Below are 13,139 nucleotides of genomic sequence, written 5' to 3' on the forward strand. Positions count from 1 at the left end.
CTGCCCTCTGCGCCTCCATCGCGCGCCGACAACTCGCGGATCTGAACTGTCCTCGCCCATCTTGGCGGGTGACAAATATTTGCACTCGCATGGGGAGAGTGCTAAATCTAGTACTGGTGAAAACCGATGGGTTCCCATCAGTCGTCTCGAGAGCGTGGTCCATATGTGGAATGGAACATACGGACACACTCTCTGCCGTCGCGGGCGTTGATGACTGCTCTGGATTCCCACTCCACTCCATCAGGGAGGATCTAAGCCACCATGGCAAAGATGATTGCATTCGACGAAGAAGCTCGTCGAGGACTCGAAGCTGGCCTCAACCAGCTTGCGGACGCGGTCAAGGTGACCCTTGGGCCACGCGGTCGCAATGTCGTGCTCGAAAAGCAGTGGGGCGCACCGACCATCACCAACGATGGCGTCTCCATTGCCAAGGAGATCGAACTCGAGGACCCCTACGAGAAGATCGGCGCCGAGCTCGTCAAGGAAGTCGCCAAGAAGACTGACGACGTCGCAGGCGACGGAACCACCACCGCTACCGTGCTCGCACAGGCTCTCGTCCGCGAAGGCCTGCGCAACGTGGCAGCTGGTGCTGATCCGCTCAGCCTCAAGCGCGGCATCGAGAAGGCCGTTGAGGCCGTCACGAACGTCCTGCTGAACAACGCCATCGACATCGAGACCAAGGAACAGATCGCCGCCACCGCTGGCATCTCCGCCGGAGATCCTGCAATCGGTGAACTGATCGCGGAGGCCATCGACAAGGTCGGCAAGGAAGGCGTCGTCACCGTCGAGGAGTCCAACACCTTCGGACTCGAGCTCGAACTGACCGAGGGTATGCGCTTCGACAAGGGCTACATCTCCGGTTACTTCGTCACCGACACCGATCGCCAGGAAGCTGTCCTTGAGGATCCCTACATCCTCATCGTCAACTCCAAGATCTCGAACGTGAAGGACCTGCTGCCCGTCCTCGAGAAGGTCCAGCAGTCCAACAAGCCGCTGTTCATCATCGCTGAAGACGTCGAGGGCGAAGCCCTGGCCGTCCTGGTGCTGAACAAGCTCAAGGGCACCTTCAAGTCCGTGGCCGTCAAGGCTCCGGGCTTCGGCGACCGTCGCAAGGCTCAGCTCGCCGACATCGCCATCCTCACCGGTGGCCAGGTCGTGTCCGAGGAAGTCGGGCTCAAGCTCGACAGCGTGACCACCGATCTGCTGGGCACCGCCCGCAAGGTCGTCATCACCAAGGACGAGACCACCATCGTCGAGGGCGCCGGAGACGCCGAGGAGATCGCCGGACGGGTCGCTCAGATCCGCGCCGAGATCGAGAACTCGGACTCCGACTACGACCGTGAGAAGCTGCAGGAACGCCTGGCCAAGCTGGCCGGCGGTGTTGCAGTCATCAAGGCCGGAGCCGCCACCGAGGTTGAGCTCAAGGAAACCAAGCACCGCATCGAAGATGCCGTGCGCAACGCCAAGGCGGCTGTGGAAGAGGGAATCGTCGCCGGTGGCGGCGTCTCGCTCATCCAGGCTGGCAAGACCGCATTCGCCGACCTCGCACTCGAGGGAGACGAGGCCACCGGTGCCAACATCGTCAAGGTTGCCATCGAAGCCCCGCTGAAGCAGATCGCCACGAACGCCGGCCTCGAAGCCGGTGTGGTTGCCGACAAGGTCGCCAACCTCGAAGCCGGATTCGGTCTCAACGCCGCCACCGGTGAGTACGAGGACCTGCTGGCCGCCGGCATCAACGACCCGGTCAAGGTGACCCGCTCTGCTCTGCAGAACGCCGCCTCGATCGCCGGTCTGTTCCTCACCACCGAGTCGGTCGTCGCCGACAAGCCCGAAAAGGCCGCCGCAGGTGCAGACGCAGCTGCCGGTATGGACGGAATGGGTGGAATGGGCGGCATGGGCTTCTGATAGCCACCGCTTGTTCGATCGGCCGTGCCGGTGCCCGCAAGGGTGCCGGCACGGCCGTTTTCGTGCCCGGACTCTTGGGTCCCGGCCCGACGGTCAGATCGTTCACGCGGAAGTGTCCGCTCGTCGTGCGTCGGCGACCATCATCGCCGAGGCGGCCCGCCGACCCGTTGTTCCGCAGCCTCGTCCCACATAGGCTGGGTCCATGACCTTCACCGGCACCGATGCCTGCGGAAACAGTCCGAAGAACGTCTTCGTCGCGACGTTCGAGGAGAATCTCTTCAACGGCGACAGAGAAGCCCTCAACGAGATGATCGCCGACGACTGCGTGCTGCAGATCGTCCACCCTTCCGGCGTCGAAACCCACACGGGCCGGGAAGCCGTCGTCGAAGCGCTGTTGAAATTGTCCAGCCATTCTCACGAGGTCGGCCACCTCGAAGCAGCGATCACCCACGGCAAGGCCGCGGCCGCGTGGGGATACTGGCAGGCCGAGGCCGAGGCCGACGGCGACAACCTGCGGCACTTCTCGCACACCATGTGGTTCACCACGCACAAAGCACAGGAGTTCGGACAGATCCGGATCTTTCAGGTCTGAGACGGTTCCGGGCGCGCCCGGTCTGAGTAGGAAACGGAGTTTCCGGGCCTGAAGAGGCCCAGACCCCGCCAGACTCGGAGCGTAACCTCAGTCCCAGGGATTGTCGCGGTTATGGCGGCGATGCGACCGGCGCCGGTCCCGCTCTTCCCGCCGTGAGATCTGTCCGGGAGAGTACGGCGGATGAGACGGATGCGGCGGCTGCAGGCCCGTACCGAAGTCCGCTTCGTAATCTCGCTCGGGGGCTTCGCCCTCTTCGAGCTGTCGCTTGGCCTCGGCATCGCCGAGGTGTGCCCTGGCCCGCCGCGTGAGCTCCTTCTTCCGGTTGCGGATGATCTCATCCTTGTGTGCGATGCGCCCCAAGCCGCCGAACAGCATGGGGATGATGACGAAGATCGGCCAGAAGAAGATGAACTGGCCGGAGGCGATCGACGAGATCGCCCAGATCGCCAGCACGATGCCGACCGGGCCCGCCACGGCGCCGAGCAGCGACCGGCGCACCCGATCCCGGTAGTACTTCTGCGCCGCAGCATCGATCTGCTCAGGAGTGATCGGCACACGGTCGTCATTGAGACGAGCCAGAGCTCGCGCGCGTCCCGCATCATCGAGCGGGCCCGACTCGGCGGGATCGGCGAGGACGAGGTCCTCGATCAGCGCTGGGACCTCACCCAGCATTTTGATCTTCGCGGCTGCCTCGGTGCGTTCATCGAACTCCGTCACGTCGAGCTGACCGAGGGCATATCCCTCTGAGAGGACATCACTGACGACCGCGCGATCGGCATCAGAGGCCCGGACCTGTCCATAAGATCGCGGATCTGCGCTGAATCGCGACCAGACGGGACTGCCATTCATGGTGAATACTCTAACCCCGCGCTCGACGGCGAGACCGAGGACCAGCCGGGAATCGGGCTGGACTAGACTCGACCATGTGGAACCCGTCGTCGTGCTCATCCTCTTCGCAGTGTTCCTCGGTGCATTGTCCCAACGCGTCACCGGGATGGGATTCGGCCTGGTTAGCGGCCCATTCCTCGTCCTCCTCCTCGACCCGTTCAGCGGAGTCATCCTCGTCAACATCTGCGGAATCGTCGCGTCATTTTCCGTCTTCGTCCGCACCTTCGCCGAAGTTGAATGGCCGCCGTTCCGGCACCTTTCCTTGGGCGCGGTGATCGGCACGATCCCCGGCGCACTGCTCTCATCATCGATGCCCACCCCTCCGCTGCAGATCCTCATCGGCGCACTCATCGTCGTCTCCCTCATCAGCTCACTGACCTTGGGGAAGCTGGGTCGGTCGATCCCCGCGAACTTCGGCACACGGCTGACTGCCGGGCTCTTCTCCGGTGCGATGTCGGCCGCGGCCGGAGCCGGGGGACCGGCCGTGAGCGCCTATTCCGTCCTGACGAACTGGGAGCAGCGGTCGTTCGCTGCCACTCTCCAGCCGTTCCTCGTCGTCGGGACCGCCTCGGCGGTGGTGATGAAGGTGATCATCGACGGAGGAGCGTGGCCGCAGCTGGAGATCGGAGTATGGATCGGACTCGGCATCGTCCTCGTGAGCGGTCTGGTCGGCGGCGATTGGCTCGCGCGTCATATCGATGCGGCCATCGCGCGGATCGGGATGCTCGTGCTCGCATTCGGAGGCGGCATCGCGGCCTTGGCCAAGGGCCTCCTGGGGCTCGTCTGAGGCAGTCGGCCCCGGCCGAGTGACGGGTGTCGGATGGCCTGAGTGGACCGGTCATCGACGTCAGGGGACTGAGCGGTTGTGGGGCACAGGCTCAGACGCCTGTCAGTTTCATCGGGCATACTGGTCAAGGACAAAGCTAGCCTGGGAGGCATGGATCGTGACTGAAGTATTTCTGTTGCTGCTCGTAGTTCTCGGGGCCGTTTTCTTCATCGGTCACCGCAAGGAGAAGAAGCGGCAGCGGGAATTGCACGCCGCCGAACTTCAGCAGGTGAAGAAGACCGCTGAAGAAGATGTCACCTCTTTCGGCGAAGAAGTCGCCGAACTCGACGTCATCACCGCGGGAGTCGACCTCGACACCGGCGGGGCACAGGACTACAAGCAGGCGCTCGACTCGTACGACGTCGCCAAGGAGACACTCGAGAAGGTCTCCGAATCCGCTGACATCCGCCATGTCACCGAGGCACTCGAAGACGGCCGTTACGCCGCCAAATGCGTTCGCGCCCGGGTCGAGGGCAAACCCCTGCCTGTGCGTCGCCCGCCCTGCTTCTTCAACCCTCAGCATGGTCCTTCGGTCGAAGACATCGACTGGGCCCCGGCCGGCGGCCAGCTGCGTCCGGTGCCGGTATGTGCCGCCGACGCCGAACGCGTCGCTGTCGGTGCGGATCCGCTGGTGCGCAAGGTCGTCACCGGTGACGGACACACTCGCCGCGCCTATTGGGAGGCCGGACCGGCCTACGCCGAGTACAACCGCGGCTACTTCAACTCCTACGCAGGTTCCGGCCTGCTGCCCGGCGTCCTCATGGGTGCCATGATGTTCGGCGGAATGGGCGGCGGCTGGGACGGCGCCTACGGCGGCGACATGGGCGACGCCGGTGGCGATATGGGCGGAGACATGGGCGGCGGTGACGGCGGCGGTTTCTTCGGAGGCGACGGCGGTGACGGCGGCGGCCTGTTCGACGGATTCGGAGACATGTTCTGATGGACACGATCGAGATCCGCGGCGAGTCGATCAGACTCGGTCAGCTGCTCAAACTCCACGGAATCGCCGAACACGGCGCCATGGCCAAGGACATGATCGCCGACGGTGAGGTCAGCGTCAATGGCGAGGTCGAGACCCGCCGTGGAGCCACGATCCGTCCCGGCGACCGCATCGAAGCTCTCGGCGAAGTCATCGAGGTGGCTGCCGAGGAAGGCTGACAGCTTCAGATACGAGTGGAGGGCGTCCCCGCGGGGACGCCCTCCATCCGCATCTGCATGGACTTGACCAGCTGTCGGGCCGGATTCGCCTAGTGCAGCTCGGGAGCGCCCGGGGTGTCGTTCATGCCTGGGGCGTCCCACAGAGCCGACCAGTTCGACGTGTCCTCCTCGAACGGCAACTCGTTGGAGAGGATGCCTTTGACCTGGATCTCCAGGGGATTGTCTCGCTGTTTCGGACCCGACTGCACGAACGGATAGAAGGTTCCGCGCTTGTACTGGTAGACCAACGCCATCCGGCGTCCATCGGGATGGACGAAGTACACGGTTGTGCACAGCAGCATCGTGTCGAAGCCCTGATTGACCAGCGCCGAGTTCACGGCGTGGATGTTCGTGACGAGGTTGACCACCTCGGCGTTCCCATCGGCCACGACCTGCCACGTGAACCCGAACCCGTCGTTCTCCTGCCTCACCGAGGCGGCCGGGTCGGAGCCGATGAGGGCGACGCTTTCGGACTCGGCGGATTGGAACGCGGCTCCCTCGACCTGACGGAAGGCGACGGCCCCGACACCGGTGGGGGTGAAGCCGGTCGCGGCCTGCAGAGTCAGTGCCGCCGGCGGCAGGGCGAAGAGGTCGTCGAGGTTGGCCCGCTTCGGTTTGGACCGGCCGAGCAATGCGTCGAAGAATCCCATGGAGCTCCTATTTCGGTGGTGCGCGGTTCAAAGGGTGCGGTGGATGCTCACTCGGGGCGGGAGAGCTGGGCCGAGATCTGGGCCAGCTGCTCCAGTCGCTTCTCGAGTGAGGGGTGAGTGGAGAAGAGCTGGCCGAAGGCGGCCTTTCCGCTGATGGCGGGGATGAGAGCGAGGTGGTTCGCCGAGGCGGACGACCGCAGATCCTTCTCCGGGATCTTGGCCATGTCTCCGCTGAGCTTCGTCAGCGCCGACGCCAGTGTGGACGGTGCACCGGTGAGGATGGCTGCTGCGCGATCGGCGGCCAACTCGCGATATCGGGAGAGGGCGCGGATGAGGACGAACGAGAGCCCGTAGACGACGGCACCGACGAGGATGAAGAGCAGCTGGATCGGGATGCCGTTGTTATTGTTGTTCGACCGTCCGAAGCTCATGTAGTAGCCGGCGCGCATCATCAGTGCGGCGACGACACCGGTGACTCCGGCGACGGTCATCACCGTGACATCGCGGTGGGCGACGTGTGAGAGCTCATGGGCGAGCACGACCTCGACCTCATCACGGTCGAGCTTCTCGAGCAGACCACGGGTCACGCACACCACCGAGCGCTCAGGGGAGCGACCGGTGGCGAAGGCATTGGGGATCGGAGAGTTCGAGACGGCCACGCGGGGTTTCGTCGAATCGGCCAGCTGGCAGAGTCGGTCGACGATCGTATGCAGCTCCGGGGCCTCCTCGGGGGAGACCTCCCGTCCGCCCATGGCACGCATGGCGATCTTGTCGGAGAAGTACCACTGGAAGAAGAACGCGCCGGCGCTGATGAGGACGGCGATGATGACTCCGGGAATGTTCTGTCCGAAGATCCACCAGATCGCGAGGATGAGGACGACATAGATGAGGCCGTTGAGGAAGATCGTCCATCCCATCCGCATGGTCAGTCCGTTGTCTTTGACGAAGCGATTCTTCATCGGGGTTCCTCTCTGGCAGTGGCAGAACCGGCCCACTGTCGAAGACAATGGGCCGGGTGCATTTCGGTGCTCTGTGGTTTCAGGCCGGGTCCGGGATGAAACCCTCGCCGGTGAGCAGTTCGGCGATCTCGGCCAAGGTGGCGTCGACGAACGGGATGACGACATCGGAGGATCCGAGGTAGTCATCGGCGACGGGCTGCCCGTTGGCCGTGACGTAGTCGTGGAGGGCGCTCAGCGCGGTGCGGGCGGCTTCCTCGTTGCCGGCGTTGACGGCATCTTCGACCTGGTTGTCGTACTTCTGGAGCAGGTCCTGGTCGACGTTCTTGACGTCGAACTGTCCTTCGCCCATCATGCGGATGATCATTGCTGATCCTCACCTTCGAGCGACTTCTGGTCCTGGTTCTCGGACCCGGCAGGCAGGGAATCACGCATCCGCTGGAGTTCCATCTCGACATCGTTCTCGCTGGAGAGGGAGTCGAGCTGGGCGGTGATGTCGTCCTTCTGGGTTCCCGTGACGTCGTCGAGGGCACCCGAAGCGAGGAGCTCATCGACGGCACCGGCCCGCGCCTGCAGCGACGCGGTCTTGTCTTCGGCGCGCTGGACGGCGAGTCCGACGTCCCCGAGCTCTTCCGAGATGCCCGAGAACGCCTCGCCGATCTTGGTCTGTGCGTCGGCGGCATTGTACGTGGCCTTCAGCGTCTCCTTCTTCGTGCGGAAGGCATCGACCTTGGCCTGGAGACGCTGCGAGGCGAGAGTGAGCTTCTGCTCCTCGCCCTGCAGTCCTTCGTGCTGGGTCTGCAGGTCGGTGATCTGCTGAGTCAGACCGGACTTGCGGGTCAGTGCCTCGCGAGCGAGGTCTTCGCGACCGATCTGCATGGCTTTCTCGGCCTGACCGGAGAGCTTGTTCTGCTGCTGTTCGAGCTGGTTGATCTGCAGCTCGAGGCGCTTGCGGCTGGTGGCGACATCGGCAACACCACGACGGACCTTCTGCAGCAGCTCCAGCTGCTTCTGGTACGAATAATCAAGGGTTTCGTTGGGGTTTTCGGCCTTGTCCAGTGCTTTGTTGGCCTTGGCACCGAAGATCGTCGCGATCCGTTGGAAGATACTCATCCGTAGTCGACTCCTGCATTGGTTTGACCCGACGCTGCCAACCCGATCCACTCCGGTCCGGAGATTCTTGGCCAACACCGCCGCGAACTATCGCTCTCAAGTCTACTGAGAAAGGCTGATAGTTTGCCAGACGCCGACTACGAGAACGAACAGATCCCGGCCGCGGAAACTCGGGGATCCACGGCGGGGATCTGTGACGCTCGGCGAACGGGGCTCGACAGGGCGTGCAGCGCGAGCGAATCCGGTCGGGACGCCAGACCGAGCAGGGACTCGACGAGGCGGAACGGGAACTGCCCGTCACGAGCAGAAGCTCGATCGTGACGATGGAATCCGATCGGCTCAGGGGGCGAAGAGACGCGAGTTCGCCGCCTCGACTTCGGAATACTGCCGGGCCGCGGTGTGGAGCGCGCCGTGGACGGAGTTGAGCGATTCCATGAGCTGCTTCTGCGCACGCTCCCACTGGTTGACCACGGCTTGGAAATTCTGGGCCGCACTGCCGCGCCAGCATTCCTGGAGGGCGAGCAGATTGCGCATCATCGTGTCGGATTCGGACACGAGATTGCGGGAGGTGTTCGCGGCGGCTGTGGCAGCGGATTGGACGCGTTCGGCGTCGACTTCGAAACTCATCATCACTCCTCTTGGTCAGAGACGTTCCGCCGCAGTCGGGCGAGACGACATCAGTGTCGGCGAATGTGGCCGAAGGGAGGAAGAACACGGATAGAGGGTGTGGACAGCGTTCGACTGTCCACACCCTCCAGGTGGCTGAGTCACGACCGGATCCCCACGCGAGGACGCTTGAGTGGTGGAAGTTCGGGCGGCTGACCGCTGCAGCAGCGGACCGCCTCGGCGACGTGCCTACTGCAGCACGAGCGTGACGTCGAGCTTCTGTTCCTTCCCGCCGCGGACCACGGTGACCTCGACCGGGGTGTTCACCGGCTGGGCGCGGACGAGGGCGCGCAGGGCGATGGCGTTGTTCACCTTGGTTCCGGCCACCTCGACGATGTCGTCTCCGTCCTTGACTCCGGCCTTGGCCGCGGGGGATCCGCCGGCCACGGACTGCACCTTGGCGCTGCCTCGGCTGATCCCGCCGCTGTTGATGTGCCCGTCGGTGAGAGTGATGCCGAGGAACGGATGCTGGGCCTTGCCGGAGGAGATGAGCTGATCGGCGATCATCACGGCCTGGTTCGCAGGGATCGCGAACCCGATGCCGATCGACCCGGACTGACCTCCCTCGCCCTGGCTCAGCGATGCGGCCGCCGAGTTCACACCGATGAACTGGCCATCACCATTGACCAGCGGTCCACCTGAGTTGCCGGGGTTGATCGCAGCATCGGTCTGGATGGCGTTCGTGATCGTCATCTCCTTCTCCTGCGAGGAGGCATCGTCACCGATGTTCTCCGTCGACACCGGACGGTCGAGCGCGGAGACGATGCCGGTGGTCACGGTGTTGGCCAGGCCGAGCGGATTGCCCAGGGCCATCACGGGATCGCCCACGGTCAGCTTCTTCGAATCGCCGATGACGAGCGGTTTCACCCCATCGGGCACCTGCTCGAGCTTGATGACGGCAATATCGGTCGAGGGATCGCGGCCGACGATCTTCGCCTCCGTCGTCTCACCGTTCTTCATGGTCACGGCGATCTCGCCGTCGGGGGTGTCCGCCGGCGCGACGACGTGGTTGTTCGTGATGACGTGGCCCTGATCGTCATACAGCGCACCCGAGCCGAGCCCCTGGACCTGGCCTCGAGTGCCGACCTGGATCGACATCACACTGTCCGAGGTCTTCTCTGCGACCTGCGTCCAATCTGGGGTCTCGATCGTCTCCTCGGCGACCTTGCGCGGTTCGTCCTGCTGTAGCGCCGAGAGCGCATAGTTTCCGCCGAACGCGAGAGCCCCACCGAGGAGCGCGGCCACCAGGCCGATCGCGATCGTCGCACCCCAACCGGGTCCTTTCTTCTCTCGCCGAGGCGGCTGCTGAGCTCCGTACGGACCGAACCCGTCCGGTCCGACCGGACCACCGGGTACGTTGGGATTCCCCGGCCCGCCGGGTCCGGGCTGGGAGCCGACGGTCGAGAATTCCGAGGAATAGGGGACAGAGCCGGGTGCCGCCGAGTAGGCGTTGGAGCCGGTCGGCTGGCCGGGAGCGTTCTGTTGGTTCGAAGCGACCTGCTGACCGGAACCAGGCTGTTGGCCCGGAGAGTTAGGGTACCCGGGACCTTGCGAGTTCTGGGGGCCGTTCGGGTGGCCAGGAGCGGCTGGATAGCCGGCGGATCCTGTTCTCTGAGAGTTCGCCCCGGCATGATAGGCACCAGCGCCAGCAGCTGCTGCTCCGGCTCCTGCTGCTCCGGCTCGTGCGGGGGTTCCGGTGCCGGTGGTCGACGAGGCGGTGCTGTTCTGTCCGTTGGCGTTCTGCCCCGGATACGACTGCGGACCATTCTGCTGGTGCTGCCCGTACGGGGACGGGTGCTGCGTCTGATTCGGCTGGACGTTCTGCCTATCCGGCTGCGGCTGATTGCCGAAATCGCCCTGGGCACTCTGGTGTCCCGGATAGCCCTGCTGACCGCCCTGCCGTTGGCTGCCTGGCTGGTACGAAGAGTGCTGCTGCCCGTTCGGCCGATACGGCGACGGCTGCTGGGAGGGAGAGCCTCCTCGGTGAGGGGATCCGTCCACAGGGTTCTGTGCCTGAGTCGACGGAACGTCGGGGCGTCTTTCGGGCGGTGCGACCGGTGGACTGACGCGTGCAGGGCCGTTGGGTTGGGACAGGAAGGTGCGCGGAACCTCGGCTCCGGACCCGCGGTAGCCACCGGCCGATGGGCTGCGACGTCCCCCGCCGGCGGAACCGCTGCTCTGATTCCCCGACGGACGCGGTGTCTGATCATCCGATCGGGAGCTGCGGGACACCTCATCCGGGTTCTGAGGGTCGGTATTCTCGTTCATCGCTCATCCTTTCGCGTGTCCGCAGTGGCTTCGCCGTTGTCGGAGATGGGCAGGTCGATGCGGAACGTCGCACCGCCGCCCGGAGTTTCGTGGACGGAGATTGCGCCATGGTGGTTCTCCACGATCGCCTTGACGATCGACAGGCCGAGTCCGGATCCGCCGGTGTCCCTGGTCCGGGACACGTCGAGGCGGTAGAAGCGCTCGAAGATGCGCGGAACCACCTCAGGGTCGATACCATCACCGTGGTCCCTGACCTCGAAGCGGACCCTGCCGTTGGGGAATCCTCGCAGTGACTCATCGACCGTGATCGATCCGGCAGCCGTGACATCGGGGACTATGTTCGCCGGCTCGGGAACCTTGGACTGAGGTCCCGACTGGGGCCCGGCTGAAGATTCGGACTGCGACGCAGTGTGGGAATCGGCCGCTGCCCCATTCTGCGGTCCTGAATTCTGAGGGCCGGTAGGTTGCGCCGACTGCGATCCGGACGGTGTCCTGAGCTGCCCGTTGTGCTGCCCCTCTCCCTGCTCCGCATTCGCGGCGGGACTCTCGGGACCCACCTGACGGTCGGGCTTGGTCGGGGACTGTGCAGCGGTCCGGGGGGTCGGTTGGGTGTCGGTGTGGTCGTGTCCGGCGGAGTCGCCTCGGCGGAATATGCGGACCCCTCCGGTCACGAACCCGCGTTCACGGGGTTTGTCCTTCGCCCCGCTCTTCGCACCATTGCGACCGTTCTGACCGCGGGCGCCGCCCTCGCGGGTCTCGCCTGTGTCCGCGGAATCGGGGTCGACGGACTCGGGGAGACCGACGACGCCGACGGCGAATTCGATCGCCGCATGCTCGGGGGTGTGGCGTACAGCGTTGCCGGCAAGGTTGACGATGACCTGGCGGATCTTCGATTCGGAGCCGCGGATCATCGGCACGGGTTGGGCGTCCTCACCGTCGAGTCCGATGAAGCTGATATCGCGGTCCGGGGCCTGTGCCGCGGCATCGGCGGCGGCATCGCGGACGACCTTGTGCAGATCGACCGGGCCGATCTCGGCGGCACGCTGCTCGTCGAGCCTGGCCAGGACGACGAGATCGTCGACGAGGACGCCCATGCGCTTGGCCTCGGACTCCATCCGCTCCATCGCATTGGCGACGTCCTCGGACTTCGTGATCGCACCCTGGCGGTACAGCTCCGCATAACCGCGGATCGTGACCAGGGGCGTGCGCAGCTCGTGCGAGGCGTCGGAGACGAACTGGCGGATGCGCTTCTCCGAGCGGGTCTGCCCGTCGAAAGAGTCCTCGATGCGTCCGAGCATCGTATTCAGTGCCGCCGACAGCCGCCCGAGCTCGGTGTTGCGCGGATAGCTGGGCACACGTTGGGACAGGTCTCCGGCGGCGATGCGCGAGGCGGTCTTCTCGATGTCGCGCAGCGGACGGAACGTGTTGTTGATCGCCCAATAGCCGACTCCGGCGACCATCGCCAGGGCCAACAGGCCGATGCCGATCATCGTGTTCCGGGCCCGCTCGTTGATGTTGTCGACTTCCCGGTCGAAAGGCACCGCGATGGACACGAGCACGTCGGTGTTCTTCACCTTCATCGCCCGGGCTCGCCACTGCGAACTCGTTCCGGCGACGGTGAAGGGCTCGCCGCCGCGGGAATAGACTTCCTTCTCGTTGATCTTCGGCAGGATCGGATGGTTCTGCGGTTCCGGGGCGACGGGGTCGCGGATCGGATCCCCGTCCGTGTTGTAGAACTGCACATAGAATCCGCCCGGCAAGAGGCTTTTGAGCTGATCCCAGGAATTCGAATCGATCGTCGTCGACGACGGCGCATCCTCGGCGTCGTCCCCGGACTGGAGTTCGGCCTTCTGGAACACATCTTGGTAGGCCTGCTTCGCCAGGGTCTCGGAGGCGCTGATGAGTCGTTCATCGGTGCGCTGGACGAGGCTGTCGCGCAGGTTCTCCAACACCCAAGCGCTCGTCCCCGTGAGGACGAGCAGCATGAGCAGCATCATGATGGCCAGCAGCTTGGTGGTCAGAGACCATTCTTCCCAGAAGCCGGGACGGGAGGGACGGGATTCTATTGCCACGTATGT

Annotated in this window: 13 protein-coding genes; 5 read left to right on the forward strand and 8 right to left on the reverse strand. The window is 64.6% G+C overall.

Features of this window, described 5'->3' with window-relative positions:
* The first annotated feature begins 261 nt into the window (after positions 1–261).
* Positions 262–1,905 carry a chaperonin GroEL gene (gene groL, locus D3I60_RS17830; protein WP_062862400.1) on the forward strand — a complete coding sequence of 548 codons (1,644 nt, stop codon included), beginning with the start codon at positions 262–264 and terminating at the stop codon, positions 1,903–1,905.
* Positions 1,906–2,107: 202 nt separating this feature from the next.
* Positions 2,108–2,497 carry a DUF4440 domain-containing protein gene (locus D3I60_RS17835; RefSeq protein WP_262778095.1) on the forward strand — a complete coding sequence of 130 codons (390 nt, stop codon included), beginning with the start codon at positions 2,108–2,110 and terminating at the stop codon, positions 2,495–2,497.
* A gap of 87 nt (positions 2,498–2,584) precedes the next feature.
* Here D3I60_RS17835 and D3I60_RS17840 read toward each other — a convergent pair whose 3' ends face one another.
* Complete coding sequence (locus D3I60_RS17840; protein WP_262778097.1) at positions 2,585–3,346, reverse strand: DUF1707 SHOCT-like domain-containing protein; 762 nt, start codon at positions 3,344–3,346, stop codon at positions 2,585–2,587.
* A gap of 76 nt (positions 3,347–3,422) precedes the next feature.
* On the opposite strand from D3I60_RS17840, the gene D3I60_RS17845 reads away from it, so the two are divergent.
* From D3I60_RS17845 to D3I60_RS17855, 3 genes are all read left to right on the forward strand, one after another.
* Positions 3,423–4,172 (forward strand): sulfite exporter TauE/SafE family protein, encoded by a 750-nt coding sequence (locus D3I60_RS17845; RefSeq protein ID WP_262778099.1) that lies wholly within the window; start codon positions 3,423–3,425, stop codon positions 4,170–4,172.
* Positions 4,173–4,329: 157 nt separating this feature from the next.
* Positions 4,330–5,151, forward strand: coding sequence for a hypothetical protein (locus tag D3I60_RS17850; protein WP_262778100.1), 822 nt, complete (start codon positions 4,330–4,332; stop codon positions 5,149–5,151).
* Complete coding sequence (locus tag D3I60_RS17855; protein WP_025780455.1) at positions 5,151–5,369, forward strand: RNA-binding S4 domain-containing protein; 219 nt, start codon at positions 5,151–5,153, stop codon at positions 5,367–5,369. Before D3I60_RS17850 ends, D3I60_RS17855 begins: the two co-directional genes overlap by 1 nt.
* Positions 5,370–5,458: 89 nt before the next feature.
* Here D3I60_RS17855 and pspAB read toward each other — a convergent pair whose 3' ends face one another.
* The 7 genes from pspAB to D3I60_RS17890 form a co-directional block, all read right to left on the reverse strand.
* Complete coding sequence (gene pspAB, locus D3I60_RS17860; protein ID WP_262778103.1) at positions 5,459–6,058, reverse strand: PspA-associated protein PspAB; 600 nt, start codon at positions 6,056–6,058, stop codon at positions 5,459–5,461.
* A gap of 47 nt (positions 6,059–6,105) precedes the next feature.
* On the reverse strand, positions 6,106–7,017 hold the full coding sequence (gene htpX / locus D3I60_RS17865) for a zinc metalloprotease HtpX (protein WP_101543644.1): 912 nt from the start codon (positions 7,015–7,017) through the stop codon (positions 6,106–6,108).
* A gap of 79 nt (positions 7,018–7,096) precedes the next feature.
* Positions 7,097–7,381: a PspA-associated protein PspAA gene (pspAA, locus tag D3I60_RS17870; protein WP_262778105.1), complete on the reverse strand. Its 285-nt coding sequence runs from the start codon at positions 7,379–7,381 to the stop codon at positions 7,097–7,099.
* Positions 7,378–8,127: a PspA/IM30 family protein gene (locus tag D3I60_RS17875; protein ID WP_262778106.1), complete on the reverse strand. Its 750-nt coding sequence runs from the start codon at positions 8,125–8,127 to the stop codon at positions 7,378–7,380. Before D3I60_RS17875 ends, pspAA begins: the two co-directional genes overlap by 4 nt.
* A gap of 339 nt (positions 8,128–8,466) precedes the next feature.
* On the reverse strand, positions 8,467–8,754 hold the full coding sequence (locus D3I60_RS17880) for a WXG100 family type VII secretion target (protein WP_035321190.1): 288 nt from the start codon (positions 8,752–8,754) through the stop codon (positions 8,467–8,469).
* A 228-nt stretch (positions 8,755–8,982) separates the two neighbouring features.
* On the reverse strand, positions 8,983–11,061 hold the full coding sequence (locus D3I60_RS17885; protein ID WP_262778109.1) for a S1C family serine protease: 2,079 nt from the start codon (positions 11,059–11,061) through the stop codon (positions 8,983–8,985).
* Positions 11,058–13,133 carry a HAMP domain-containing sensor histidine kinase gene (locus D3I60_RS17890; RefSeq protein ID WP_262778111.1) on the reverse strand — a complete coding sequence of 692 codons (2,076 nt, stop codon included), beginning with the start codon at positions 13,131–13,133 and terminating at the stop codon, positions 11,058–11,060. The genes D3I60_RS17885 and D3I60_RS17890 overlap by 4 nt, the downstream gene beginning before the upstream one ends.
* Between the last annotated feature and the right edge of the window lie 6 nt (positions 13,134–13,139).

It is taken from the genome of Brevibacterium permense (genome assembly GCF_025506275.1).
Lineage (GTDB): Bacteria > Actinomycetota > Actinomycetes > Actinomycetales > Brevibacteriaceae > Brevibacterium > Brevibacterium permense_A.

Excerpts from the sequence above, each read along its gene's own strand:
- D3I60_RS17855 (WP_025780455.1), top strand. The coding sequence starts at position 5,151 with ATGGACACGATCGAGATCCGCGGCGAGTCGATCAGACTCGGTCAGCTG.
- htpX (WP_101543644.1), bottom strand. The coding sequence starts at position 7,017 with ATGAAGAATCGCTTCGTCAAAGACAACGGACTGACCATGCGGATGGGA.
- D3I60_RS17875 (WP_262778106.1), bottom strand. The coding sequence starts at position 8,127 with ATGAGTATCTTCCAACGGATCGCGACGATCTTCGGTGCCAAGGCCAAC.
- D3I60_RS17880 (WP_035321190.1), bottom strand. The coding sequence starts at position 8,754 with ATGAGTTTCGAAGTCGACGCCGAACGCGTCCAATCCGCTGCCACAGCC.
- pspAB (WP_262778103.1), bottom strand. The coding sequence starts at position 6,058 with ATGGGATTCTTCGACGCATTGCTCGGCCGGTCCAAACCGAAGCGGGCC.
- groL (WP_062862400.1), top strand. The coding sequence starts at position 262 with ATGGCAAAGATGATTGCATTCGACGAAGAAGCTCGTCGAGGACTCGAA.
- D3I60_RS17840 (WP_262778097.1), bottom strand. The coding sequence starts at position 3,346 with ATGAATGGCAGTCCCGTCTGGTCGCGATTCAGCGCAGATCCGCGATCT.
- D3I60_RS17835 (WP_262778095.1), top strand. The coding sequence starts at position 2,108 with ATGACCTTCACCGGCACCGATGCCTGCGGAAACAGTCCGAAGAACGTC.
- pspAA (WP_262778105.1), bottom strand. The coding sequence starts at position 7,381 with ATGATCATCCGCATGATGGGCGAAGGACAGTTCGACGTCAAGAACGTC.
- D3I60_RS17885 (WP_262778109.1), bottom strand. The coding sequence starts at position 11,061 with ATGAACGAGAATACCGACCCTCAGAACCCGGATGAGGTGTCCCGCAGC.